Source organism: Companilactobacillus allii (assembly GCF_001971585.1).
In the GTDB taxonomy this organism is placed as follows: domain Bacteria; phylum Bacillota; class Bacilli; order Lactobacillales; family Lactobacillaceae; genus Companilactobacillus; species Companilactobacillus allii.
The window spans coordinates 1,135,343-1,159,913 of the sequence record NZ_CP019323.1; the positions used below are offsets into that span (position 1 = coordinate 1,135,343).

The window sequence follows — 24,571 nt, forward strand, 5'->3', positions numbered from 1 at the left end:
GTTTCATTCCCCCGAATAGGCATATTAAATTAAATCATAATTATTTGTGACACCACTTGCTACTATGTTAACATTTATTTATAATATTTTGTAATCAGATAGAGGCGCATTGTCAATTATTAGCACTTTTGAGTACTATAGGGTACAAAGATTTAGTGTAAAAGGTGGAAATGCCGAAATCAACTCACCCCTATTCGGTGATTTGATTGGGCCGTTATTTAAAAAATAGCGGACTGTCGTACATTTGTACGTTGAGCTATTGGTCGTTTGGATGAAAATCCTTATTATCAGTAGTTTCTTCTGGTAATAAGGATTTTTTTAATCCAAGATGGGAGAAACGAAGAAAATGGAAAATACTGATGTGAATCGTTCGTTGAAGACTAGACATCTGTCCATGATCGCCCTTGGTGGGTCGATCGGTACTGGACTTTTTGTCGCAAGTGGTTCATCGATTTCAACGGCCGGTCCCGGAGGTGCATTGATAGCGTACGTTGCTATTGGTATCATGGTTTACTTTTTAATGACTAGTTTAGGAGAGATGGCGACTTATATGCCAGTGTCAGGATCTTTTTCAACCTATGCAACAAAGTTCATTGATCCTGCATTTGGATTTGCTTTGGGTTGGAATTATTGGTTCAATTGGGCAATTACACTGGCCGTTGATCTTTCAACTATTTCGCTAGTTGTCAGATATTGGTTCCCTGACTGGTCATCATGGAAGATCAGTTTGGCGTTTATGGTTGTTTTATTGATTATTAACTTGGTCTCCGTTAGTTCGTTTGGGGAGACTGAATATTGGTTATCATCTATCAAGGTAACTGCAGTTATTGTGTTTTTAATTGCAGGTGTCTTGACGATTATGGGTATATTGGGTGGTCACGGAGAAGTCGGCCTATCTAATTATACATATAAAAATGCTCCGTTTGTTGGCGGTGTGCCAGCTGTCTTGAGTGTATTCGTTGTTGCTGGGTTCTCATTTCAAGGTACTGAGTTGATCGGTATCACAGCCGGTGAGTCAGCAACTCCTGAAAAAAGTATCCCTAAGGCTATCAAACAAGTATTTTGGAGAATTTTATTGTTTTATATTTTCTCGATCGCTGTTATTGGAGCATTGATTCCATATACTAGTCCGAACCTCTTGGGTTCAGGTGCTGGAGATATTGCTATCAGTCCGTTTACCATCGTCTTTAAGAAGGTTGGTATTCCACTAGCTGCAGGTATTATGAATGCTGTTATTTTGACCTCTGTTATCTCGGCAGCTAATTCTGGATTATATGCTGCTAGTCGTATGCTTTGGTCAATGAGCAAGAATGACATGGCACCACATATCTTTGAAAAGACCAATAATCGTGGTGTTCCGATATTTTCTCTACTATTAACTGCATTAGTTGGTGGGGCAGCTTTGTTCACCAGTTTATATGGTGATTCATTCTATGAATTATTAGTTGCTGCAAGTGGTTTGACAGGATTCATCGCCTGGATCGGTATTGCGTTTTCACATTATCGCTTCAGAAAAGCCTATCTTTACAAGGGGTATGACTTGGATGATTTGAAGTACAAGGCCAAGTGGTTCCCATTTGGACCAATTCTTGCCATCATCTTAGGTATCATCATTATTATTGGCCAAGATATTCGTTCATTGGTTGATTTCAACGTTGTACGTTTATTGATAAGTTACAGTGGGTTGATTATACTATTTGTCTGCTGGGCATATTATAAACTCAGATATCATACCAAGTTCTTGAAGCTTGAAGATATTGACGTTAAAGAAGTAAAGAAACAATATCACTATTAATTTGAATTTTGAGTGATTTTAAATTATGATATAGATAAATACAAAAGCTAATAGAGTACCTATTAAAGAATCTTCCAGAGAAGCGATGGTTGGTGTGAATCGTTAAGGTTTTTATTCCAGTATTCTGGCTAACGGGCAATGCCGTTCGGATTGATCCGATAAAGTCTTAGAGTGCAATGTATTTATGTACATTGAAACTGGGTGGTACCGCGAAAATAGTCGTTTCGTCCCTTTATTTGGGAATGAGCGACTATTTTTTTATATAATTTAGGAGGAAAAGTATATGTTAGATATCAAAATGATTCGACAAAATCCAGACTGGACTAAGGATAAGTTATCTTCACGTGGCGTTACTGCTGAAGAGATTGATCATTTATTAGACTTAGACAAAAATCGTCGTGAATTATTAGTTCAAAGTGAAACTTTGAAAGAAAAAAGAAATAAAGTTTCGCAAGGTATTGCTACTAAGAAACGTAATAAAGAAAATGCTGATGAAGAAATCGCTGCTATGAAGCAAGTTGGTAGTGATATTAAAGAAATCGATAAGAATCTTGAAGATACTGCTGATAAGATGAATTATATCTTGGTTCGTCTACCTAATATTCCTGATGATTCAGTTCCTGTTGGTCCTGATGAAAGCTACAACACGGAAGTTCGCAAGTGGGGAGATATTCCAGAATATAACTTCACACCAAAGCATCACTGGGAAATCGGTGAAGACTTGGGTATTTTAGATTTTGACCAAGCTGCTAAGGTTTCTGGTAGTCGTTTTGTTTACTACATTGGCTTAGGTGCGAGACTTGAACGTGCCGTTTACAACTTTATGTTGGATCAACACCAAGAAGAAGGCTACACAGAAATGATCACACCATACTTGGTAAATAATCAAGCAATGTTTGGTACTTCTCAATTCCCTAAGTTTACTGAGGATGTTTATACCGTTATGGTTGATGAGAATCCATTGACATTGATTCCAACGGCTGAAGTTCCATTGACTAACTACTTTGCTGGTAAGATTCTTGATGGTGCAAAACTTCCTGAAAAGGTAACTGCTTTATCACCAAGTTTCCGTTCAGAAGCTGGTAGTGCAGGCCGTGATACACGTGGATTGATTCGTATGCATCAATTCAACAAGGTAGAGATGGTTAAGATTGCTAAGCCAGAACAATCATTTGATGAATTGGAAAAAATGACAGCTGATGCTGAGAATATCTTGAAGAAGTTGAATCTTCCTTATCACGTGATCGTATTATCAAGTGGGGATGCTAGTTTCAGTTCAACTAAGACATATGACCTTGAGACATGGTTACCAGGACAAGGCAAGTATCGTGAAATATCAAGTTGCTCAAATTGTCTAGACTTCCAAGCACGTCGTGCTCAGATCCGTTATCGTGATGAATCTGGTAAGACAAAATTGGCTCATACATTAAATGGTTCAGGTTTGGCTGTTGGTAGATGTGTGGCTTCAATTCTTGAAAACTACCAAAATGAAGATGGATCAGTAACGATTCCTGATATCTTAGTACCATATATGGGTGGAGTTACAAAAATTACTAAAGAAAATGCCAAATAAATGTTGACCTTTTATTAGTAGATTGATAGAATTTAATAGTTGTTGAAAAGCGACTATTAATTATTCCGGATTAGCTCAGTTGGTAGAGCATCTGACTGTTAATCAGGGTGTCGTCAGTTCGAGTCTGACATCCGGAGTTAAAATTACTTAGGAAAACCTAGGTGCGCCGATAATACATCTAGTTCATATGAATTAGATGTATTTTTTTATAGGCGTTTTTATGCCATCTTAGCTCAGTTGGTAGAGCATCGGTATCGTAAACCGGCGGTCACAGGTTCAAATCCTGCAGATGGCATTTTGAGAATAAAAGAGAACGGAAGTTCGTGTAAACAAAAAGTAGGGAGGCTGTTAATTCAGCTTTCCTACTTTTTTTATTTCTGAGAAAGGAAGAGAAAATAAAAACCGTGTGCACATTCCTTTGCACAAAGTGATATTTGACAAAAATAAAAACACTCAACGTGCAAAAGTTTGGTACAGAAGTTTGCACAAGTTGTGCTAAAAATCATCGAATAAGCCCTCCAGACGGGAATCCTCGTCCTGCTGAACAGCACGCATGATATGGGCATAAGTCTTTAGTGTTATTTCAGGACTAGCGTGTCCGACACGCTGGGAAACATAAAGTAAACTGAATTTGTGGGCAAATAGGTAAGATACATGGGTATGTCTTAATCCATGTGGAGTGATCACATCTTTAATATCTGCTTCTATTAGAAGCTCTTTGATCATATCGCTGACGGCTTTGTTACTTGGATTTTCCTGCTTCTTATTTCTAAATACAAAATCATGTTCATTTTTAATATTTTTAGACTTGTAATAATTTTCCTGAATAGTCTTTTGTTTTTTTAACAGTTCCATAGTTTTGGGATTAATTGTGATGGTTCTAGTCGATGTTCGATTCTTAGTATCTTTAATATCTTTCTTACCCGACGGGATAGCCTGCATAATCGTGACGGTATTATTTTCAAAGTGAACATTATTCCAGCTCAAGGCGTGAGCTTCCTCAAACCTAACTCCAGACGCTCCGATGAATATTACTTCTAATGCTGATGTATTTGATAGGTCATACCTTAACTCTGCATGATGGAGCAATTTAGAGAAGTCGCTTAGTTGCAAATATTTATCTTCCTCATTTACTGGTTGAACGCCAAAAACTATTTTTACATTTCTAGTAAAGTTTCGCCGCATGATTCCTTCATCGATAGCTTCCTCACACATAGCCTTTACATACGAATTCATTCGGCCAACTGTTGACTTAGATTTTGTTTTACCGTACTCGTTTATAAATTCTTGATAGTCTGATCTAGTCACATCAATAAGTCGCTTACTGCCAAAATGTTCTTTTATTTTTTTTCCATAATTCTTATATCTTTTAACACCATCTTCGTTAACACTAGGGTAGCGATATAATTTAGACCATTTTGTATAGTAATCAAAAAGAGAAATATCTATCTTTTCAAAATCTAATTTCTTTTTATCAAGTGACATAGATCTTTCATAATCTTGTGCAGCACTTTTACGATCAAAGGTTGCACTTTTAGTTCGGTATTTCCCGTGGCTATCTTTATATGAAACGCGAGCTTCCCACTTGCCACTTCTTTTTTTAATTGACATAATACATTTTCCTTTCTTTTGTTCGATTAACCGTTAAATTTATAGATATTTGTATCAGAATGAGCCATAAAAGAAACGAGTCAACTATTATACGTTTCGTATAGGGGCACATATGTTCTTTTGAAGCTAAAAATAAAAAGCCAATCAAGGCTTATTATTCATCAATCTAAATTGATTGTAATATCATAAGTTTTATATGCGTTATCGTCATCCATGTTGTCCGTATCGTAATCAGCGTCCCACTTCAATCTAATATTTTTTAGATCTTTAGGATTATCCAACGTTGTCAATGTGAACATAACATTTCCTGATTTTTTAGCATTTTTAGCAATTTGACCATCAAAATTATCACTAGAATATGAATTTGCATCTACTTGTTGCCCATCGTTAGTTACTAACGTTCCTTGTGTAGGGTAGAAGTCTATATCTTGAGATGCACTTACGTTAAAGTGAACAATAACAATTCCTTTGTAAACATTGTTATTTTCTTCTTCGTCTTTAAAGGGTTTGATTGTTGCGACTTTAACTCTATCAATATTTACTTTTGTTCCAGCCCATGAATCGTCATTATAATTTGGATTGTAACTAACTTCTTTAAGAACAGTTGCTTCATCATTATCTAATTCAATTGTCTTAGATTTACTTTTAGCAGAATTTGAATCGTCAGCATCTTTTGTCGTATTAGAGGTCTTTGCGTCTTTAACATCAGAACTCTTTGAACTATCGTCATCAGATCCCCCAACCATCGCTGGCACAACCCCGATAAGAATAATAACTACAATTAACCAGAACCACCATTTTTTATAAAATGGTTTCTTTTCTTTAACGGTATATTCTTTTCCGTCTTTTCCTACTATTTTTTTAGACATAGTAGAGTCCCCCTTGTAACATATATTCAGCTTTTAACGTCATCAGTTGTTGGACACAAATTTAAAAAGTACGTTTTGTTTGAATCAATCTGCCAGCAATGAATATTTCATTCATATCTGATCCTACAAATATCCTTGGTTGGTAGCTGGGATTAGACGCTGTTAATACAATAGAATTATCTTTTTTAGTAACATGTTTCAATGTTCCTTCTTCGCCATCAATAATAACCGCATATATTTTCCCATTCTCAATTTCAACATCTTTTCTAATTAAAGCGGAATCTCCATCAAAGATCCCATCGCCAATCATAGAATCGCCCTTTGTTTTTAACCAAAAATAATCTTTTGGATCCCCAATTTCTGATTTTTGAACAGGTTCATAACCAGTCTGATCTGATAAGGCCAATCCATCGGGCCCACATTTAATAGTTCCAACAACAGGTATCGCAATCGTCTCCTCATTATCGAATGGAGTTATTTCTCCAAGGTTTTCAATTATTTTGTTTTCAGTCGTTTCTTGATAACCAGCCAAAGACAAAACGATGTTAGCGGGTACTCGCAAACCGTGAGCCATACGTTTTAGCGTGTCCGGTTTAGGTATATTGCGTTCTCCGCGTTCAATAAGAGACCAATATGAAGGCGAAATAGCAGATTCGGATTCAGTTTTTGACTGATACGATACCTGACGGAGCGAATAGCTATGTTGATCTCTTATTTTTTTTATTTCTTGTCCGAACTGTTTTTTATTAATTCTTTCAGGCATATAATCAATCCTTTCATCAGCAAAAGTATAACAAATGTTTTACTTATTTTTGATATTTGTGTAAATTTGTACACAAAAACTGTTTACAAAAGTTTTACAAGTGTTATTATATATATGTACTTAAAAAGAGGTGATTGAGAAATGGCAATCTATGTAAAAGATAAAGACAGAATAAACGAGCTTCTTATTATAAATAATTTCACACAAGTAGATCTTGCAAACGAAGTGGGAGTAGGACAATCATACCTATCTTCGATTTTAAATCAGCATAAGCCGGTCGGGACAAAGACCGCGAATAAGATCAGCTCGTTGCTAAGTTCAAATTTTGAGGATATTTTTACGTTCAAACCGTCCACAAAAGTTTTACAAAATTAATCAACTTCAACATTCTAATAATAACTTTGTATAAGGAAACAAAGAATAGACATTCCGTATTAAGGAGGTGATCAAAATTGAACGATGTAAATGTCTTTAAAGAGTTGGTTGATCTAAAGAATCGGGATCATCTTAGCTATGAAAACATCGGAGATGCTGCAGGGTGTGTTAAAAGCACAGTGCAGAAATGGTTTGTTAAATCACACCACGTCGATGAACGGTATTTGTGGGGAATCGCTAATGGTGTTGGAGATAATCGCTTTAAACTAGCAGTACTTTGCTACCAAACTAAATTACCATCAGCGATGCTTAATATTCTATCTAAGTACAATAGCAATTCGTTTTCTATGTTAGTAGGAACTCAAATAGAAGACGCGGATAGCGATACAGCTATTGTCCGATTGATTCAAGAATTAAGTAAGCCGAAACCTGACGAATTAGAAATAGCAAGTTGCACTAACGAAATGCTGGATACAGGAATAATGATGATCCTATCAGCATTTGAAACACTGAACGAATATAAGATACCGATTCACAGAGCGGTATTAGAAAGGAGCTATCAAGGTGCTAGAAGCTAAGCAAATAGAATTTGAAGTAATCGCCGAGAAAGATAACAAGGTTCTTGGCTGGATTAGCAAAGATACACTTCACGAATTACAAAGTGAACCTGAATCTGATCCAATCGAAAATATGAAATGGGCAACCAAAATCACAAAAGTTTCCGCAAAAACACTCAAAAAAATTTTGGATCAACCTTTCATAAAAAAAGAATTAGACATGGAAAATGGTGGTTACGTCAGATATGCACCAATTAGCGGTAGTCCTTGGAAGTTTCAATCAAAAAAGTTTAAAAAGTTTGTTGACGAGCACCCACAATATTTTGTGAAAGGAAGATTTTAAAATGTTTGAATCGATTAATACTGATCAATTTAAGAAAGAATGTAGATACGAAAGAGAGTTAGGAGAATATCAGAGAAGACTTTCAGAATTGCCATTGGAAATTAAGTTAGCAATTCATAAGGGATATACCTCAATCCAGAAATCATACATATTTGAAATATCTGATGAAGATATAAATAAATTAGAAGAGATGAGAATACACACAGAAAAAGGAAATAATTACATCGATTCTCCGTATCACACGTACATTTTCAGGTTCTGGGAGTTGGCAACATTATGATTTATATTTTTATCGCAGGACTTTCATTTTTAGCGGGATATTTTGTACATGAATTTGGAGGACTTCTAGAACTATTCGATTTTGATGAAAGGTGGGTAGCCAAACAACATGAAATTTTTAAAAAGATTGTTAACTCATTCTTCTAATAGCGGTTATTTAACCAAAACATATACAGAACTTGCTCCAGAAATTATAAAAAAAGACCTTCTATCCGCAAAATAGAAGGTCAGTAAAATTAGAAAATATTCAATACATAAATTATATCACAAACGAGGTAAATCAATGATACCTAACTACGATGATAGCTATCTTTTCGATGAGGATAGATATAGAAGCATTTTTTCATACAGTAATAACGAAAATCAAGATTACGACGAAGACAATGAGGAGGAATAACTATGCTTAATCCATTTTTTAAAAGTGAAGTTAACAATATTCAAAAAGAGGAAAGTCAGTTACCAAATGAAATTCTTGATCCAAAACAAGTTAATTGGTATTTCCGTAAAATCAAAGCTTTGAAGGAAGAAAATAAGTCGATTGATGAAAGCGCTGATCAAGAGGTTGATCGAATTAATACTTGGCGTGAAGTTGAACAAAAGACAAATAACAATACTATTGATCGTTTCCAAGACACGCTTCTTTCATATTATCGAATCAAAAAAGATCAGGATAAGGATTTTAAAATTAACACTCCATATGGAAAGATTTCAGATCGAAAGACACCAAAGAAATGGAACTATCAAGATGAAAATGCTGCGGTTAAGTCACTTGAAGAAAGTGGTGAAGATGATTTCATCAAGAAAACTTTAAATAAGAAGTCATTGAAACAATCATCAACTGTTGTAGATGGAAGAGTGGTTACCGAAAATGGTGTTCCTGTTGATGGTATTGAAGTAGAGCCACAGGGTAGATCTGTGACAGTAAGTATCAAGGAGGATTAATTATGCAAATGTCAGAAAATATTGATAAGTGGACAAAAGGAATGATTGCGTTTCGTCAGAAGTTAACACAGCCTTCTAAGACAGCCGAGAATCCATTCTTTAAAAGCAATTACGTGACATTAGACGGCATAGTTAAATCTGCCGATGATGCTATTAAGGCGTTAGGAGAATCGTGTGGAATCGTGTATTCACAGGAATTATCTAGTGATGTTAATGCTGGTGTCGTATCTGTTACTACACTGGTATCTCATGAAAGTGGTCAGTATGTCATGTTTGGACCACTTCAAGTAGTTATAACCGGTAAGCATGACGCTCAAGCAGCTGGTTCTGCTGGTACTTATGCAAAGAGATATGCGTTAAGTGCTGCACTAGGCATCACAAGCGACATTGATGACGACGGTAATGGTGCTTCTATGAACAAGTCAAATCAATCAAATAATAGCTACTCCAATAGATCTAATAGTAACCAGTATCAAACTAAGAAGCCTACAACTAACTTTGCTGATAAAAAGATTAATAAGGCTAAGGAAAATCAGATCATTGACATGATCACTCAAGCATCAGAATTATTTGAAATGGATAGAAAAGAATTTGAATCAAGTCTATTTAACAAGTATGGAGTACCCACTGTTAAGGACATCTCAAATGCTATTGGTGATCAAATGATTACTTATCTATCTAAGGGTATTGAACAAGGGAAACAAGCACAACTAAGCAATCAAGAAAAAGAAAATAAGAAGCAAGCGGTTTAATCCTTGCTTTCATCAAAGGAGGTGTCGCTTTGAATTATCTTAAACAGATCTTGGCATTCTATGATTCGCTCGAACTAAATCCATTGAACTCATCAGAAATTGCCTTATGGCATGCCTTAATGTCCATAAACAATAAGTCTGCATGGTCGACTACATTTACGGTAGCGTCATCGGTGCTATGTCTAAGATCTGGTTTAAAACAAGCGAACTTCTTCAAGACAAGAAATACATTACAGCAAAAAGGTTTTATCGTCTGGGAATCAAGAGGCGGTAATGTTGCTGCTAAGTATCAAATTAAAGTTTTATACCATGACGTGTCTACAAATAGTGTAGACAGTAGTAGAGACAATGAGCCTTTGTCTACATATAGTGTAGGCACTAGTAGAGACAGTCGTATAGACAGTAGTAGAGACAACAGTATAGGCAGTAGTAGAGCATTAAATAAACATAAACTAAAACAAAACAAAAAAGAAACAAGTAATAGTAATAACGACGATGACGAACGTAAGTCCTTGTTTGAATTCTATCAACAGGAAATTGGAGTTCTTAGTCCGCTGGTCAATCAAGAACTTGATTACAGCATTCAGGATTTTACCGATGAGGGAACTTCTGAACAAGAAACAATCGAGATCATCAAATTAGCTATTACGCGAAGTGTTGAGAATAACGCTCGAAGTTGGAAATACACCCAAGCAATATTAAGTGACTGGTTAAAACACAGTTTATTTACTTTGGAGAATATTAAAGCAAGTCAGAATCAGCATAGTAGTTATTCAAACCAACCACAGAATTACGATATTGCTGGAGATGAATTGCCGTACTAGGAGGTGGCGAGAGTGGTATCAATGGGATTTGCTATTGATCAAATGGTTAAGAAATTAGCAAAAAAAGGCATCAAGATTGATCCCGACAACGTTGATGACAATCGAGAGAAGCGACAGGAACAGGAGTCTATCCGATTCACTAAACAACTGCATCAAAACGAGCGTAAGCGAATGTTTAAAAGCTCGCTTGTCAGTGATCCTGATGACTTAAAGACGACATTTAATGACTTCAATGCTGATTCAACACAATTGCAACAAGAGTTATCACGGGCTAAATGGATAGGCGCCAATATCCGTGATGGTTCTAAGGACAATTACTTATTCAGTGGCAAGCCTGGACGTGGTAAGACGATGCTTGCTGTCAGTATATTAAATGCATTGAACTCAATACCGAGTTGTGAGTTAAGCTGCTTGTTCGTCAGCGTAGAAATGTTCATGAATCTGGAGTGGACCGTATACAAGAATAATAATTCTTGGGATAAAGATGAATTATACAAGGCGGAACAATGTATAAGAAACTGCGATGTTCTTGTTTTAGATGATCTAGGTAGTGAGGCTACGTTTAAATCTGGTAAAGATGTTGAACAGGCTACTAAACACAAACAAGAAGTTTTATTTAGAATTGCCGATTATCGAAAAAGTAAGACAAATATTATAACAACTAATAACACTGGAAAAGAATTACAAACGATGTATCACCCAAAGATCGTAAGCAGGTTATTAACGAAAGACGCCTCACATTATATTGAATTTGTGGGCGAAGACAAAAGGAGAAGTTAAAAATGTTAGACGCGAAAGAAATTAGTGAAGAAGTATCAAGCAAGAGTATCGAGTTCCCACCTTACGGAAGTGAGATGGCTCAACGCGAGTTAGATTGCTGTTTAAATAATCTTGATGAAGTATCCAGCAGAATGAAAGTTATAACTAATAGGCTTAAATCATTAAATCATGATAACGATGTTTATTCTGTTAAGAATTCAACTATGGAGCATAGCTACATGGTTCGAGGGTTGGTTAATATCCTTCAAAAAGAATTACAAGAAGATCTAGAAAACGTTAAGAAAATTTAGTTGGAGGTGTCAGCATGAAATATGAATATCTAATCATCAGTGAGTGTCTACCTGCGATTACCAAGGAATTAGCTAAAAAGTGGCGCCAATTAGATTTGGAAAATCAAAAGACGATGTCAGCTTTGGTTGATGATCACTTAAATGATTTAGAGCAACATCTTAAATTTTTAGATAACAATTTTGGTTGGGTTGACAAAGCAAAATCACATCGTGGTGATGTTAATTGGAAATGGCTATTTTGTGAGAAGAACAACCGGTTTAGAAGTTTCGTAATGAGTGACAAGGTGAGGTTCTAAATGGAACATAAATTACAAATAGTTATAAAGGGCAATCCGGTATCGGCATCAAGGCCGGTATTCAATTCTAGTAGCAAAGGTCGAAAAGCATTTATAGCTCCAAAATATCGAGCGTATAAGAATGGGATTGAGGTTGATTATTGGAACAAATATCGAAACAAACAATTATTTGATAGAGGTGTTCCACTATCCGCAAGGATTTATGTTTATAGATCTATTCAAAAAGGATTATCTAAAGCGGAGTATTCCAGACGCGCAAATCATGAGGTCAGACCAACAGTTAAGCCTGATTTGGATAATTACATTAAGGCAATCCAAGACGGCTTAAAACGTGCTTGGTTTGATGATGGGCAGATAGTTGAGTACGATGCCAAAAAGTTTTATGACGAAAATCCGCGGGTTGAAATTGAGATCAAGGAGTTGAATTCAGTTGAAACAGATTAGATTAGAAAACAGAATGCAGGAAATCATGGATGCGAAGCATTTAAATAACCATCAGGTTGAAATGCTAAGCGGAATACATCACGACACCATCAGTAAGTTAAAAAATCAGCCTGATAAGACAATTCAAATGGGGGTACTAGAGAAACTATGCAACACCTTCCAAGTTGAACCTAGTTACTTCTTTAAAGAAATAGAGATAGGCAAATGATACAAAAGGCCATTTTAATCGTTTTGCTAATTTTGATAATTTCAAGGTTCGATCTATTTCGTCAAAACAAGCAAAATGGCAAAAGTTTAATTGAGAAAAAGCAGGATGCAACTGGTACAAGGATTTCACGTAGGAATAATTTAATTCAGAAAAGAAAATAACGGAGGGGAAGGCTTATGAATAACTTACAATTATTCAATTTTAAAGGTTACGACATTCGAGCTGTTGAGATTAACGGCGAACCGTATTTTATTGCTAAAGACGTTGCCAAAACACTGCAGTATTCAAATACAGCAAATGCTGTTAATGCTCATGTTCCGGATAAGTATAAAGGGGTCACTGATTTGATGACCCCCGGAGGCAAGCAATCATTTGTGATTATTAGTGAGGCTGGACTTTATAAATTGGTATTCAATTCTAAAATGCCACAAGCTGAGGAATTCACGGATTGGGTAGCTGACGAGGTACTTCCTTCGATTCGTAAGCATGGCAATTACATGACTGATCAGAAAGCCTATGACATAACTCATAATCCTGATTCACTTGCTGATCTATTAATGCAAGCAGGCGAACAGCTCAAGCAGAAAGATATTCGAATTTCAGAATTGACCCCAAAAGCACAATTTGCTGATCAGATTTCAAAAAGTGATGACACCATTCTGATTAGGGATTTAGCAAAATTACTTTTCAAGAATGGTATCGCTATTGGTCAAAAAGAACTGTTTAGATGGCTAGTTGAAAAAGGTTATTTGATTAAGCAGCACAACGGTTATACGCCAACTCAAAAAGCCGTTAATTTAGGAGTATTCGAGGTTAGAGAAACGCCAGTGATCCATCGATACACAAACCCAACAGTTAGTTTTACAACGCTTGTTACGACTAAGGGACAAAAATACTTTATTAAGAAGTTCTTAGATGTTAATCAGGAGGTTCAAGCATGATTAACACCGTAGCGTTAACAGGACGCCTGACACGTGATCCAGAACTTAGATACACGTCAAGCAATAAACCGGTAGCAAGCTTCAAGCTGGCAGTTAACAGGCAATACACCAACTCAAATGGTGAACGAGAAGCAGACTTTATTGATTGTGTTATCTGGCGTGGCGCTGAGGCATTAGTCAACAACACGAGTAAAGGTTCACTTATTGGTGTTGAGGGACGTTTACAAACACGTTCTTATGAGAATCAGCAAGGCTCACGTGTATTTGTGACTGAGGTTGTATGCAGCAGTTTCTCATTTTTGGAGTCTAAGTCAGAGAAACAGCAGAAAAATAATACTGATACCAATGGTTACAGCAATAAACTAGCAGAAAAGACAAATAAACCTGCAGCAAATAAGAATGCCGATCCATTTGCAGATAACAGCAAACCGATAGATATATCGGATGACGATTTGCCATTCTAATTAGGAGTAAGACATGAATAAATGTGAGTTATTTAATGACAATTTCCAGAATTATAAAAGGTATGGTATTCCAAAAGCTCAATTAGTGATTGCGGATATTCCATATAATCTTGCTAATAATGCTTATGCATCCAACCCTGTTTGGTATGTAGATGGCAATAACAAGAATGGCGAGAGTGATAAGGCGAACGCTACATTCTTTGATACAGACGTTAATTTCAATATAGCCGAGTTCTTTCATTTCTGTAGCCATATGTTAGTCAAAGAGCCGAAACAGTCAGGAAAGGCTCCGGCAATGATTGTATTCTGTTCCTTTCAACAACAAGAAATGGTTATCAAATATGCAAAAAGATATGGATTTGAACATTATATTCCGATCACATTCGTTAAGAAGACATCAGCACAAGTGTTGAAAGCTAACATGCGGATAGTAGGTGCATCAGAGTATGCGCTTGTCTTATATAGGGATAAGTTACCAAAATTTAATAACGATGGGTTGATGGTCAAGAATTGGTTCGAATGGGAAGTCGATAATAGTTATCCTAAGATACACCCGACACAAAAGCCCATTCCAGTTTTGAAAAGATTGATCAGAATATTTACAGATAAAAATGATGTCGTGATTGATCCTGTTGCTGGTAGTGGATCAACGTTATTGGCTGCTGCCGAACTGGAACGGGAATCATTTGGATTTGAGATAAATAAGAAGACGTGTAGGGAAGCAAATGAAAAAATGCTAAAGAACATATCATTGTCCTTACTTTGATGGGAGGGATTCCGATGAATTACAAACAGATTTATAAAGCTCAAATTGATGATCTATTCAATGACCAGAGCCACTCAATAATTAAGATGGTCATCTATATTAACAAACGCTACGAAAAAATGCCTGATGACTTCAAAGAAGCGTCAAAAAAGCTAAAAGATTATGAAAAGAACGAAATCATTACAAGAGCATATATCAATTATGAATTTGATAAACACGCCTGATATAGGAGGTATTACATGAATGATGATAATTTAGCAGTCTATCAAATGCGAGAAAATAGATATAAGAATAAAGAAATAGCAGCTGCTATGCATAAAGAGCTTTTTTATATAGAAGACATAATACGTCAGAACAACAGGATCGGTAAAAAATTATATAGAGAAGATGATGAGTGTCAGACGTTGAATGCTAGAAGGAATAAACACAGGAATGAGTTGTTGGAGGCAAAAAAATGAAGTTTTTAGACTTATTCGCCGGAATCGGTGGTTTCAGACTAGGACTTGAACAAGCAGGACACACTTGTGTTGGATTCGTTGAAATAGACAAATTTGCTAGAAGAAGTTATGAAGCAATTTTTGATACAGAAGGAGAATATACAGAACATGACATTAACTGCAGTAACACAAAAGAATTACCCGAAGCAGACATCTGGTGTTTCGGCTTCCCCTGTCAAGATATTTCTGTCGCAGGAAAACAAAAAGGTTTTGAAGGAAATCGCTCCTCGTTATTCTTTGCCGTTACAAGAAAACTTCATGAACTCGAAGACAAAAAGAAACCTTCCTATTTACTCATTGAAAATGTTAAAAACTTACTTTCAATTAATTCAGGATGGGACTTTGCAAGCCTCCAAATTGAGTTGGACTCACTCGGGTATGACATCGAGTGGGACATTCTTAACTCAAAAGAAGTCGTGCCTCAAAACAGGGAAAGAGTATTCATTATCGGACATTTTAGAGGACGATGTACCAGAAAAGTATTTCCTATCGAAAGAAAAGGTGAACCAATTGATAGCCCAAAACAAAAAATAATTCGCGTGTTTGACGGGCGCAACACTGGCACTTATGGAAGCCAAGACGTTGTTTCACCAGATGGCATTGCCGGAACACTAAATACTATGGGTGGCGGTAACCGTGAACCTAAAATTGCTATCCGTGAAGCAACTAAACAGGGCTACGCCGAAGCAGTGGTGGGTGATTCAGTTAACTTTACACAGCCAAATAGCAAAACGAGACGCGGTCGCGTTGGAAGTCAAAGAGCTAACACATTGCAAACTGGATTAAATCAAGGTGTGGTTGTTCCAGTATTAACGCCTGATAGGATTGTTAAGCGTCAAAACGGTAGAAGATTTAAAGAAAATGAAGATCCTATGTTTACGTTAAATACACAGGATAGACACGGTATTTATGATGGTATGAGTATTCGCAAACTTACACCTCGCGAATGTTGGCGACTTCAAGGATTCCCAGACTGGGCATTTGATCGAGCAGAGAAAGTAAATAGTAATTCACAACTTTATAAACAGGCTGGTAATTCTGTGACAGTCCCAGTTATTTATGAAATTGCTAAAAGAATGAATTAGGAGGACTAATTAAATGGACAACGTAAGAATTTTAAGGGGATATAGCAAGGATGAACAAAAAGAATTAGAAGATGCTAAAAAGTTTATGAATTGTAATGACTTGATAAATAACATCACTAGCTATAGAGCAAACGTGGAATGTGGTTCCATCAAGGATAAATATGATGCAGCTTATACAGACGAACGAATTTCCATTATTAAGGATATTTTAGATTTCTATATTGATGATGCTACGTTTACAGAGCCTAAAAAATATTATGTGCATTTTATTAAAGGCAATGAATGCTCTTATTTAAATACCTGTTTTGATGAGAGACCACTAATAGATAATAATTCTGATCTTATGGGCTTGAAAACTAAGTTCACACGTGACGAAGTAGTTGCTATTAATCCAAAATTTGTGCCATTTATGGAAGAGGTAGAAGATGATGAGTAATAGACCTTCAGCTAAACAAAGAGAAAGAGTTCATGAAATTGTTGATTCAATATTAGATTCATATCATCCAAAAGTAAAAATTGTAACTAAAGCTAGTAAAAAGATTATGACTATTGAGGCTGATATTAATGATTACAAGGTGGAGAAATGAGGAAAATCAAGTTCAGAGAATGGCTTGAAGAGCCTGATTATAACGACATACCTATTTAGATTATCTATAAATTGGAGGATAACAATGAAATATAAATTAAAGCTAGATTACACGGAAGACGAATTAAATGAATTAAAAGAACTCAGGAAAGATTACAAGAGTCCTATAAATGCAATACACCAGATAATCATAGTAACAAGTTGTGATGATCCATTCAGAAACTTGCGGGCAAAATATTTCGCAATTGGACATGAAGACGAATTTGATTTTATGGCCGACATTAACAATGTTGTAATGGGAACTGCTATTTTTCCTAATAAACTGTATATCGTTCATGACACTAATACGAACAGCGTTATTTACCATGACGATATCAACAACAAATTAATTTGGGCTCCATTATGTTTTTATCGTCCAGTTAAAAGAACTAAAGAGGAGTGGCTAGAAATTAACCCGGCATATGAACCAATGTTAGAAATGGTAGAAGACTAATGAATGAAGCAAAAATGATAGGTCTTTCATAAAAAGAATTAAATAAAAAAGCCACCCACAACGTGAGCAGCTAATTAATTGTTTTCGACAAATTCAATTATATCACAAAGGGGTTGTTATAAAGTGGGATTGTTACCAGCAGTTAACTCAAATAGAACTCAAGATAATGTTAGAAATTTTCTAACTGACGAATTTCCACGCTTCATAGTTAAATCGGGGTACAGCCAACTAGAGGTGCAATCCCCAAGGATTTCGGATCTACCAAAGTCACAGATAGTTGGAAACAATATTGAAGATGGGATGATTGATTATTTTGAATCAAATAGAATTGTTCTAGCTGTCGTTAAAGCAATTGATAGATGTCCTAAACCTTATTCTAAAATTTTGAGAATGGCTTATATTGAAGAAATGAATGACACAGATATTATTGTTACTGTTCCTTATGAACGTAGCCAATTTTATAGATTAAAAGCAAAAGCATTTTTGTGGTTTGCAGACACGTTTGAAGATACATGTGATTTACATATTTATGCTAAAGAAAATGTTTGAAATGGTACTAACGTGCGACTTAGGTGGGACTATGATGGGACACGGATGGTACTGATTACGTTGTATATTGGTATCGTACCAAAATCAGAAAAAGGAGAAATACCTTTTTCAAGTGAAAATTTAAATAAAGGAGATGAATCCTCCAATATTTGTTACAACACAGTATTGTTATTTCTCAATTAAAAAAGAAAATCCTTTAAAAGGTAGCGAACAACGCGAATTGCTTATGAGAACGGCAATTCAATTTTGATCAGTGATGATAAAGCTGGTCATTACGTGGATACTGGCGTAGTTAACTTGTAGGTTCGATTCCTACTATCCACATTGGCCGGCGGAAAACGGTCATAAAATAGATTTTTCCAATGATACAAGTAAACCATTCTTGGTAGACACAACGTGGCTAGGTTCGATTCCTAGCATGGTTATATGAGTGATGGTATCTCTACGGAGACCATTGCGGGGATCAGTCAATTATGGCTGGTCTTTTTTATTAGGAGGATAACAATGGAAAATAAAATTTCAGAAGAATATATTAATGATTTGATCAATAGATCGGATATTGAGGTTAAAACAGTTTATGACAAGGTTACGTTAGTTACTTGCAAATTACCAAATGGATTCGTGTTAGTAGAATCTAGTGGAGCTGTCAGCAAAGAAAATTATGATCTGGATATGGGTAAGCAAACTTGCATGGAACATATTAAGAACGAGTTATGGAAGCTAGAAGGTTACTCACTAGCAAATAAATTGATGGGGGCAAAATAATGGAATACGAAGACACGTTAAAGTTAATTAAGAATAAGGCTTCAATTGAGATGCGATTACCACAATGGCACGCACATACTAGAATTGGAGTTAACAGATTGAATCCCAGCTCACCGTATTTGGAAGTCAGATCCGATAATGGTGTTATTCCGTGGATTCCAACGTATCCGGAAATGTTTTCAACAAATTGGCAAATTTATTAGATCACTCCTTTGAGTGATCTTTTTTTATTGGAGAAAATTATGAAAGAAAAAAGTGAATCAAATGGAATTAGCTTTGTAGGATTGCTAACGCTGATATTTGTTATTGCCAAGTTATTCGGGCTGATTCATTGGAGTTGGTTGTTAGTATTTGCACCAGTGTTAATTGAAATAGTATTAGCGTTATTACTTTATACCATTGCTGGTTTAATTCTATTAGTTAAATATCTCATTATGAAATATCAAATTTGGAAATTTGATAGGGAGAAATAATAATGATGATTCGTACAAAGATTGGATACATGACGCCTATGGAGGCAAGCTGCATCGGTCATATTGATAAAGAATTAGCACGAGATAGGAGGAAACAAAGACGTGAGCAAGAGAGAAGAAAACAAGTTACCAAGGATAACTTCAATGAGCTTAACAAAAAGTCAAAGGCAAGAAGATCTATATAACATTAATCGTGAATTTGAATCAGTACGTGAATCGGTTAGTGATGTTGACGGAAATTTATCCAAGGAAATTAAAGATAACTATTCAAATCTATCCAACAAGATTAAGGATGACTATTCGGATTTATGCAAATATTCTAACGGCAATACTAATAGAGTAACTGAAAATTTGAATAGGGAAACATCAAGATTGGATAAGAAAATCAAATATCTAACTATTTCATTGGTGGTTATGGCAATCTTGATTATAATTCTGGCAGTAGGAGTGTTGATCTAATGAATGAAGAAATGAAAATACAAGTCGTTTCAATTGATAGCATTACACCTTATCCAGACAATCCACGAAATAACGATGATGCTGTGGAACCTACTGCGGAATCTATTAAACAATTTGGGTGGCAACAACCAATTGTAGTTGATAAGAATAACGTTGTTATTGCGGGTCATACAAGGTTAAAAGCAGCCGAAAAATTAGGCTTGGAGACAGTTCCAATTGTAGTGGCTGATTTGTCTGATGAGCAGGCAAGAGCCTATAGACTGGCTGACAATAAGACTGGTGAAATGGCATATTGGGACGATAAATTGTTGGATCAAGAACTAAGCAAAATTACTGATATTGATATGAATTTGGTTGGATTTAATTTAGATGATATAGAACCAGAATTACCACAAGATTTTTTTGAAGAAAATCCAGATAGTGAATCCGATTCTGACACTAAGAATTATCTTGAATGGGGAAGTAATAAAGTTCTGCTATCTCAAAACGATATTAAGATTCTTGATGATCAATTTAAGAAATTCAATGATGGTGGAGAAAATGGAAGTTTTGTAACTTTTTTGGTAGATAAATGACAAAGCTGTATTTGTCGGCGTTAGGCACAAATTATTCAGATTTAACTAGTAAAAGCATATATACCAGTAGATATATTTTGGAATCTTACTTTTACATAACAAAGGCTATTAATAACAAGCAATATATTGCTGATGTTCTTGATTACAACAAAAGAGATAGGTTGTTGTTGGATAGTGGTGCATTTAGCTTTATGAATGGTAAGCAGGTTACTGAAAAAGAAATGGATCAATATTGCATTAATTACGTTGAATTCATTAAGAAATATAATATTAAGTATTTTGTTGAAATGGATATTGACGCTATTTTTGGTTATGAGAAAGCACTCGAATATAGAAGATATATTGAAAAAGAGTGTGGTAGTCAGGCTATACCAATATTTCATAAAGAGCGTGGTATTAACGTATATAAGCAAATGGTTAGTGAATATGAGTATGCCGGTATTGGTGGCATTGCCATGAAAAATATTAAACCATCAGAGCATAAGTATTTTAGAGAATTAAACAAATATGCCAATTATTATGGGACAAAATTACATGCAATGGGATTCACTCCAACAAGAGATTTAAATTCATATGGATTTTATTCGGTGGATTCATCTTCTTGGGCAAGTGGCGTCAGATTCGGAAAGATTTATCACTATCAAAACAAAATTATTAGAGGGATACTACGTCCTAAAGGTACAAGAGTCAAACTAAGTGGAAAAGAAACGCAAAATCACAACTGGCTTGAATGGTGTAAGTACCAACGTGCCGTTGATAAATAAAGGAGTTCATTATGGATAAAAAAGATAAGAAAATAAGCACAGTTACATTTATGTATTTAATTTTCACATTGATGTTTGTTAGTGCCGTATTAATTGGAAATGTATTAGCATCTAAACAAATTGGATGGGGAACATTTGGTATTCCAGCGGGAACTTTAGTATTCCCCTTGAGTTACATCATGAGTGATGTAGTTGGTGAAGTATATGGTTACAAAGCTATGAGAAGAATTATTTGGATTGGATTTGCATTCACTATTTTGCAAGCTGTTCTAATGACATTAGCAAGCTATTTGCCATATCCAATTTGGTATCAAAATAATGAAGCATTTCAAACTATTGCTTTAAGTGCTCCAAGAATCTTATTAGCACAGATTACTGCTTATTTAGTAGGAGAATGGGCAAACGCTGCAGTTATTAGCAAAATGAAAGCAAATCACTATTCAAAGACTAATAGCAAAGGTGCTTTTTCTATTCGTGCCGTTGTTTCAACACTAGCAGGAGAATTTTTAGATAGTGCAGTATTTATTCCAATTGCATTTTTAGGAGTTAATCCAACAAACACAATGATTGCATCGGTTATTCTTTTAACACTTATCAAAGTTGCTTATGAGATTATTATGTTGCCATTTACGAATTGGTTAGTTAATAAGGTAAAACATCATGAAGAGATTGATCATGTTGATCTCAATATTAAATACAATTTAGTCGGAAAAGTTCAAAACAATTAAGGGGAGAAAAATATGAAAGCAGTAGTTTTATTATCTGGCGGAATGGATTCTGCCGTCTGTTTGGCAAAGATTATCGAAGAATATGGAAATAACAATGTAATGGCTGTTGGATTTAGATATGGACAAAAGCACCAACAAAATCATTATTATGCAAAGAAGATTGCTGACTACTTCAATGTAAAGATGATTGATTTAGATATTGATGTTAGAGCATTTAAAGGATCCGATTCAACACTTTTAAACGATAAAAAAATTAAGCACGAAAGCTACGCTCAGGTATTAAAAGACAGTGACACGGGTATTGCAGACACGTATGTTCCATTTAGAAATGGATTGATGTTGTCACAGGTTGCGGCACTTGCATATAGCCAGAAAGCAAACTATGTGGTATATGGTGCACATAAGGATGATTATGCTGGAAATGCTTATCCTGATACCTCACCAGCATTTTATAAAGCCATGAATGAGGCTATTAATGTTGGAACTAATGGCAAGATTAATGTTATTGCACCATTGATAAATATGGATAAAGCAGGAGTAGTAAAACTGGGCACACAATTAGGTGTGCCTTTTGAATTTACTCGAACATGTTATGAGGGTGACGACGTTTCATGCGGAGAATGTGCTACTTGTTTAGACCGGATTAATGCTTTTAAGCAAAATGATCTAGTTGATCCAATTCCTTATGCAATTAATATTGATTGGAATAACTAATTAACGAACTGATTTATAAAGGAGGGGTGTCAATGTGCTATGGCTAAGTATAAAGAGTGGTTAACAGAGGAAGGACTTCTTAAATTAGAGGGAATGGCTCGTGACGGATTAACCAATGAACAAATAGCACATACGATACGTGTGAATCCTGACACTTTATATACATGGATTAGGAAGTATTCCGAGATATCCGAGGCCCTAAAAAAAGGTAAAGATGTAATTGATAGGAAAGTAGAAAATTCACTGTTAGATAGAGCCATGGGGACATCTACAACCGTTACAACATATGCCATGGTTAAAGTTGATGATGAAGTGCTAAAGGTTAGACGGTTCAATTTTCTAAACGAATATAAGTTAGATCATCCTGATTTGAGTAAGAAACAATTAGCCATGGTTGCTATTGATAAGGTGCCGACATACGAACGTATTCCGATTAAAGAGGTTCATAACGAGTTACCTCCTGATACGAGTGCAGCTATATTCTGGCTGAAGAATAGAAAGCCTGACATTTATCGTGATCAATCATTTAAGAATCTTAATGAGGCTAATACCAGAAAAGCAACTGCAGAAGCTAAGATTGCGGAAGCTAAAGCTATTGACGTATCTAACGGTACCGACCAACAAATGGAATCTATCGATAAATTATTATCGACAATAACATCGGAGGTGGAACAAGATGGCGAATCTGACTAAATTGTTCACACCTAAACAGTTAAAGGTTCTTGATCAAGTTATTAACAATAGCGATTGGCGTTTAATGATTAATTATGGCGCTGTCCGTGCTGGAAAGACGTTTGTAGATAACTTTATATTCTTGCTGGACGTAAGGCATGCTGCACAGGTTGCTCAAGGCCAAGGTGTTACACACCCGCAATATATATTGGGCGGTGTATCAAGTAAGACTATTCAGAATAATGTTCTTAATGAGATCACTAATACATTTGGGATTGAATTTCATTTCGACAAACATAATTCGTTCAATATTCAATTTGAGGGATTACCACCAGTCAAGATTATTCAAGCGTTTACGGGTTCGATTGCTGGTTTAGGTGCTATCCGTGGTATGACAGCTTATGGCGCTTATATTAATGAAGCCTCGCTATCTAATGAGCAGGTCTTTGCAGAAATTAGAAATAGATGTTCGCCAGAAGGTGCGCGTGTTGTATGTGACACCAACCCAGATATACCAACTCACTGGTTAAAGACTAAATATATTGATAATCCTAACCACTCAAAGACAATAATTAGTAATCATTTCGTTATCGATGACAATACATTTCTATCGCCTGATTTCATTAGGACTACTAAAGAAACAGAACCGACAGGAATGTATTATGATCGCGCTGTATTAGGGCTGTGGGTATCTGGTGAGGGTACCGTCTATAAGGATTTCAACGAGAAGACCATGTTAATTGATCACGCTGATGTTCCAGATAATCTTAGATATGTGGCTGGCGTCGATTGGGGATATGAGCATAAAGGCTCAATCGTTGTTATTGGTGTTGATGATTCAAATAACAATAAGTATCTAGTTGAAGAACACACAGCTCAATTTGAAGAGATAGACTACTGGACAGACGTTGCGATTGATATTAAGCAAAGATATGGCAATATACCTTTCTACGCTGATTCGGCACGTCCAGAGCATGTAGCTCATTTCCAAGAAGTAGGATTAAATTGTATGAACGCTTATAAATCAGTTTTAACAGGTATCGAATACGTGGCTAAGTCCATGAAAGTCGGCGCCTTTTTTGTTGTTAAACAAGCAATTGACAACACGGGATTGGATAAGAAATCTAATAACTATCATTATTTTCTTGATGAGATTTATACCTACGTTTGGAATGAAAAGACTGGCGAACCAGTCAAAGAAAATGATGATGTCATGGATACAATACGTTATGCCATTGCATCAGACGAAAGAATGAAGTTGAAACCTAAAGTTAATAGCCATGCTAAGAATATTAGTGACTTACGTGGTTTAGGAGTTATTTAAAAAGAAAGGAGTGGT

38 protein-coding genes, 2 tRNA genes and 1 riboswitch are annotated in these 24,571 nt (G+C 35.6%); of the genes, 37 read left to right on the top strand and 3 right to left on the bottom strand.

Features of this window, described 5'->3' with window-relative positions:
- Positions 1 to 91: 91 nt before the first annotated feature.
- Positions 92 to 267, top strand: a riboswitch (Lysine riboswitch).
- Between the two features lie 79 nt (positions 268 to 346).
- From BTM29_RS05435 to BTM29_RS05450, 4 genes are all read left to right on the top strand, one after another.
- Complete coding sequence (locus BTM29_RS05435; RefSeq protein WP_083685930.1) at positions 347 to 1,795, top strand: amino acid permease; 1,449 nt, start codon at positions 347 to 349, stop codon at positions 1,793 to 1,795.
- A gap of 283 nt (positions 1,796 to 2,078) precedes the next feature.
- Positions 2,079 to 3,368, top strand: coding sequence for a serine--tRNA ligase (gene serS / locus BTM29_RS05440; RefSeq protein ID WP_076614541.1), 1,290 nt, complete (start codon positions 2,079 to 2,081; stop codon positions 3,366 to 3,368).
- Between the two features lie 64 nt (positions 3,369 to 3,432).
- Positions 3,433 to 3,505, top strand: a tRNA-Asn gene (locus tag BTM29_RS05445).
- 85 nt (positions 3,506 to 3,590) lie between these two features.
- Positions 3,591 to 3,663: transfer RNA gene (locus tag BTM29_RS05450), tRNA-Thr, on the top strand.
- A 200-nt stretch (positions 3,664 to 3,863) separates the two neighbouring features.
- On the opposite strand, the gene BTM29_RS05455 is transcribed toward BTM29_RS05450, so the two are convergent.
- The 3 genes from BTM29_RS05455 to BTM29_RS05465 form a co-directional block, all read right to left on the bottom strand.
- Positions 3,864 to 4,979, bottom strand: coding sequence for a tyrosine-type recombinase/integrase (locus tag BTM29_RS05455; RefSeq protein ID WP_076614542.1), 1,116 nt, complete (start codon positions 4,977 to 4,979; stop codon positions 3,864 to 3,866).
- 161 nt (positions 4,980 to 5,140) lie between these two features.
- Positions 5,141 to 5,848, bottom strand: a complete 708-nt coding sequence (locus BTM29_RS05460; protein ID WP_076614543.1) for a hypothetical protein — start codon at positions 5,846 to 5,848, stop codon at positions 5,141 to 5,143.
- A 61-nt stretch (positions 5,849 to 5,909) separates the two neighbouring features.
- Positions 5,910 to 6,611: a helix-turn-helix domain-containing protein gene (locus BTM29_RS05465; protein WP_076614544.1), complete on the bottom strand. Its 702-nt coding sequence runs from the start codon at positions 6,609 to 6,611 to the stop codon at positions 5,910 to 5,912.
- 141 nt (positions 6,612 to 6,752) lie between these two features.
- Here BTM29_RS05465 and BTM29_RS13150 point away from each other — a divergent pair, with 141 nt between their 5' ends.
- The 33 genes from BTM29_RS13150 (at position 6,753) to BTM29_RS05620 (ending at position 24,556) form a co-directional block, all read left to right on the top strand.
- Positions 6,753 to 6,986: a helix-turn-helix transcriptional regulator gene (locus BTM29_RS13150; RefSeq protein ID WP_076614545.1), complete on the top strand. Its 234-nt coding sequence runs from the start codon at positions 6,753 to 6,755 to the stop codon at positions 6,984 to 6,986.
- Positions 6,987 to 7,165: 179 nt separating this feature from the next.
- Positions 7,166 to 7,564 (top strand): hypothetical protein, encoded by a 399-nt coding sequence (locus BTM29_RS05475; protein WP_125673057.1) that lies wholly within the window; start codon positions 7,166 to 7,168, stop codon positions 7,562 to 7,564.
- Entirely contained in the window at positions 7,551 to 7,886 is a 336-nt protein-coding gene (locus BTM29_RS05480) for a DUF771 domain-containing protein (protein ID WP_076614547.1), read from the top strand. The genes BTM29_RS05475 and BTM29_RS05480 overlap by 14 nt, the downstream gene beginning before the upstream one ends.
- 1 nt (position 7,887) lies before the next feature.
- Positions 7,888 to 8,166, top strand: a complete 279-nt coding sequence (locus BTM29_RS05485) for a hypothetical protein (RefSeq protein ID WP_076614548.1) — start codon at positions 7,888 to 7,890, stop codon at positions 8,164 to 8,166.
- 398 nt (positions 8,167 to 8,564) lie between these two features.
- A complete protein-coding gene (locus BTM29_RS05490; RefSeq protein ID WP_076614549.1) occupies positions 8,565 to 9,107 on the top strand; it encodes a host-nuclease inhibitor Gam family protein in 543 nt (180 codons plus the stop codon).
- A 2-nt stretch (positions 9,108 to 9,109) separates the two neighbouring features.
- On the top strand, positions 9,110 to 9,859 hold the full coding sequence (locus tag BTM29_RS05495; RefSeq protein ID WP_076614550.1) for an ERF family protein: 750 nt from the start codon (positions 9,110 to 9,112) through the stop codon (positions 9,857 to 9,859).
- 29 nt (positions 9,860 to 9,888) lie between these two features.
- Entirely contained in the window at positions 9,889 to 10,683 is a 795-nt protein-coding gene (locus tag BTM29_RS05500; RefSeq protein ID WP_076614551.1) for a DnaD domain-containing protein, read from the top strand.
- 21 nt (positions 10,684 to 10,704) lie between these two features.
- The gene (locus tag BTM29_RS05505) at positions 10,705 to 11,463 is read left to right on the top strand and encodes an AAA family ATPase (RefSeq protein ID WP_225972245.1); all 759 of its coding nucleotides are present in this window, start codon (positions 10,705 to 10,707) and stop codon (positions 11,461 to 11,463) included.
- A 2-nt stretch (positions 11,464 to 11,465) separates the two neighbouring features.
- Positions 11,466 to 11,753, top strand: coding sequence for a hypothetical protein (locus BTM29_RS05510; RefSeq protein ID WP_076614553.1), 288 nt, complete (start codon positions 11,466 to 11,468; stop codon positions 11,751 to 11,753).
- A 14-nt stretch (positions 11,754 to 11,767) separates the two neighbouring features.
- Positions 11,768 to 12,049, top strand: coding sequence for a hypothetical protein (locus BTM29_RS05515; protein ID WP_076614554.1), 282 nt, complete (start codon positions 11,768 to 11,770; stop codon positions 12,047 to 12,049).
- Positions 12,050 to 12,493 carry a RusA family crossover junction endodeoxyribonuclease gene (locus tag BTM29_RS05520; RefSeq protein ID WP_076614555.1) on the top strand — a complete coding sequence of 148 codons (444 nt, stop codon included), beginning with the start codon at positions 12,050 to 12,052 and terminating at the stop codon, positions 12,491 to 12,493.
- Between the two features lie 13 nt (positions 12,494 to 12,506).
- Positions 12,507 to 12,701 (top strand): helix-turn-helix domain-containing protein, encoded by a 195-nt coding sequence (locus BTM29_RS05525; protein ID WP_257787700.1) that lies wholly within the window; start codon positions 12,507 to 12,509, stop codon positions 12,699 to 12,701.
- Positions 12,702 to 12,877: 176 nt separating this feature from the next.
- A complete protein-coding gene (locus tag BTM29_RS05530; protein ID WP_076614557.1) occupies positions 12,878 to 13,642 on the top strand; it encodes a phage antirepressor KilAC domain-containing protein in 765 nt (254 codons plus the stop codon).
- Positions 13,639 to 14,106: a single-stranded DNA-binding protein gene (ssb, locus tag BTM29_RS05535; RefSeq protein ID WP_076614558.1), complete on the top strand. Its 468-nt coding sequence runs from the start codon at positions 13,639 to 13,641 to the stop codon at positions 14,104 to 14,106. The genes BTM29_RS05530 and ssb overlap by 4 nt, the downstream gene beginning before the upstream one ends.
- A gap of 13 nt (positions 14,107 to 14,119) precedes the next feature.
- Positions 14,120 to 14,872 carry a DNA-methyltransferase gene (locus tag BTM29_RS05540; protein ID WP_076614559.1) on the top strand — a complete coding sequence of 251 codons (753 nt, stop codon included), beginning with the start codon at positions 14,120 to 14,122 and terminating at the stop codon, positions 14,870 to 14,872.
- A 14-nt stretch (positions 14,873 to 14,886) separates the two neighbouring features.
- Positions 14,887 to 15,096, top strand: a complete 210-nt coding sequence (locus tag BTM29_RS05545; protein WP_076614560.1) for a hypothetical protein — start codon at positions 14,887 to 14,889, stop codon at positions 15,094 to 15,096.
- Positions 15,097 to 15,111: 15 nt separating this feature from the next.
- A complete protein-coding gene (locus BTM29_RS05550; protein ID WP_076614561.1) occupies positions 15,112 to 15,330 on the top strand; it encodes a hypothetical protein in 219 nt (72 codons plus the stop codon).
- Positions 15,327 to 16,454: a DNA cytosine methyltransferase gene (locus BTM29_RS05555; RefSeq protein ID WP_076614562.1), complete on the top strand. Its 1,128-nt coding sequence runs from the start codon at positions 15,327 to 15,329 to the stop codon at positions 16,452 to 16,454. The genes BTM29_RS05550 and BTM29_RS05555 overlap by 4 nt, the downstream gene beginning before the upstream one ends.
- A 13-nt stretch (positions 16,455 to 16,467) precedes the next feature.
- Positions 16,468 to 16,890 carry a hypothetical protein gene (locus tag BTM29_RS05560; protein ID WP_076614563.1) on the top strand — a complete coding sequence of 141 codons (423 nt, stop codon included), beginning with the start codon at positions 16,468 to 16,470 and terminating at the stop codon, positions 16,888 to 16,890.
- A complete protein-coding gene (locus BTM29_RS12795; RefSeq protein ID WP_157886442.1) occupies positions 16,880 to 17,041 on the top strand; it encodes a hypothetical protein in 162 nt (53 codons plus the stop codon). Before BTM29_RS05560 ends, BTM29_RS12795 begins: the two co-directional genes overlap by 11 nt.
- A gap of 84 nt (positions 17,042 to 17,125) precedes the next feature.
- Positions 17,126 to 17,533, top strand: a complete 408-nt coding sequence (locus BTM29_RS05565; protein WP_076614564.1) for a hypothetical protein — start codon at positions 17,126 to 17,128, stop codon at positions 17,531 to 17,533.
- 123 nt (positions 17,534 to 17,656) lie between these two features.
- A complete protein-coding gene (locus BTM29_RS05570) occupies positions 17,657 to 18,082 on the top strand; it encodes an ArpU family phage packaging/lysis transcriptional regulator (RefSeq protein ID WP_076614565.1) in 426 nt (141 codons plus the stop codon).
- A 504-nt stretch (positions 18,083 to 18,586) separates the two neighbouring features.
- Positions 18,587 to 18,847, top strand: coding sequence for a Gp49 family protein (locus BTM29_RS05575; RefSeq protein ID WP_076614566.1), 261 nt, complete (start codon positions 18,587 to 18,589; stop codon positions 18,845 to 18,847).
- Positions 18,847 to 19,050 carry a hypothetical protein gene (locus BTM29_RS05580; RefSeq protein ID WP_076614567.1) on the top strand — a complete coding sequence of 68 codons (204 nt, stop codon included), beginning with the start codon at positions 18,847 to 18,849 and terminating at the stop codon, positions 19,048 to 19,050. The genes BTM29_RS05575 and BTM29_RS05580 overlap by 1 nt, the downstream gene beginning before the upstream one ends.
- Positions 19,051 to 19,089: 39 nt before the next feature.
- On the top strand, positions 19,090 to 19,320 hold the full coding sequence (locus tag BTM29_RS05585) for a hypothetical protein (RefSeq protein WP_076614568.1): 231 nt from the start codon (positions 19,090 to 19,092) through the stop codon (positions 19,318 to 19,320).
- A 2-nt stretch (positions 19,321 to 19,322) separates the two neighbouring features.
- Positions 19,323 to 19,505 (top strand): hypothetical protein, encoded by a 183-nt coding sequence (locus BTM29_RS12800; protein ID WP_125673045.1) that lies wholly within the window; start codon positions 19,323 to 19,325, stop codon positions 19,503 to 19,505.
- Positions 19,465 to 19,779: a hypothetical protein gene (locus tag BTM29_RS05590; RefSeq protein WP_125673046.1), complete on the top strand. Its 315-nt coding sequence runs from the start codon at positions 19,465 to 19,467 to the stop codon at positions 19,777 to 19,779. Before BTM29_RS12800 ends, BTM29_RS05590 begins: the two co-directional genes overlap by 41 nt.
- Positions 19,779 to 20,354 (top strand): ParB/RepB/Spo0J family partition protein, encoded by a 576-nt coding sequence (locus BTM29_RS05595; protein ID WP_076614570.1) that lies wholly within the window; start codon positions 19,779 to 19,781, stop codon positions 20,352 to 20,354. The genes BTM29_RS05590 and BTM29_RS05595 overlap by 1 nt, the downstream gene beginning before the upstream one ends.
- Positions 20,351 to 21,118: a hypothetical protein gene (locus tag BTM29_RS05600; protein ID WP_076614571.1), complete on the top strand. Its 768-nt coding sequence runs from the start codon at positions 20,351 to 20,353 to the stop codon at positions 21,116 to 21,118. Before BTM29_RS05595 ends, BTM29_RS05600 begins: the two co-directional genes overlap by 4 nt.
- Before the next feature lie 11 nt (positions 21,119 to 21,129).
- Positions 21,130 to 21,846, top strand: coding sequence for a queuosine precursor transporter (locus BTM29_RS05605; protein WP_076614572.1), 717 nt, complete (start codon positions 21,130 to 21,132; stop codon positions 21,844 to 21,846).
- A 12-nt stretch (positions 21,847 to 21,858) separates the two neighbouring features.
- Complete coding sequence (gene queC, locus BTM29_RS05610; protein ID WP_076614573.1) at positions 21,859 to 22,560, top strand: 7-cyano-7-deazaguanine synthase QueC; 702 nt, start codon at positions 21,859 to 21,861, stop codon at positions 22,558 to 22,560.
- 39 nt (positions 22,561 to 22,599) lie between these two features.
- On the top strand, positions 22,600 to 23,253 hold the full coding sequence (locus BTM29_RS05615; RefSeq protein WP_076614574.1) for a helix-turn-helix domain-containing protein: 654 nt from the start codon (positions 22,600 to 22,602) through the stop codon (positions 23,251 to 23,253).
- Positions 23,237 to 24,556 carry a PBSX family phage terminase large subunit gene (locus BTM29_RS05620; RefSeq protein WP_076614575.1) on the top strand — a complete coding sequence of 440 codons (1,320 nt, stop codon included), beginning with the start codon at positions 23,237 to 23,239 and terminating at the stop codon, positions 24,554 to 24,556. Before BTM29_RS05615 ends, BTM29_RS05620 begins: the two co-directional genes overlap by 17 nt.
- The last annotated feature ends 15 nt before the right edge of the window (positions 24,557 to 24,571 follow it).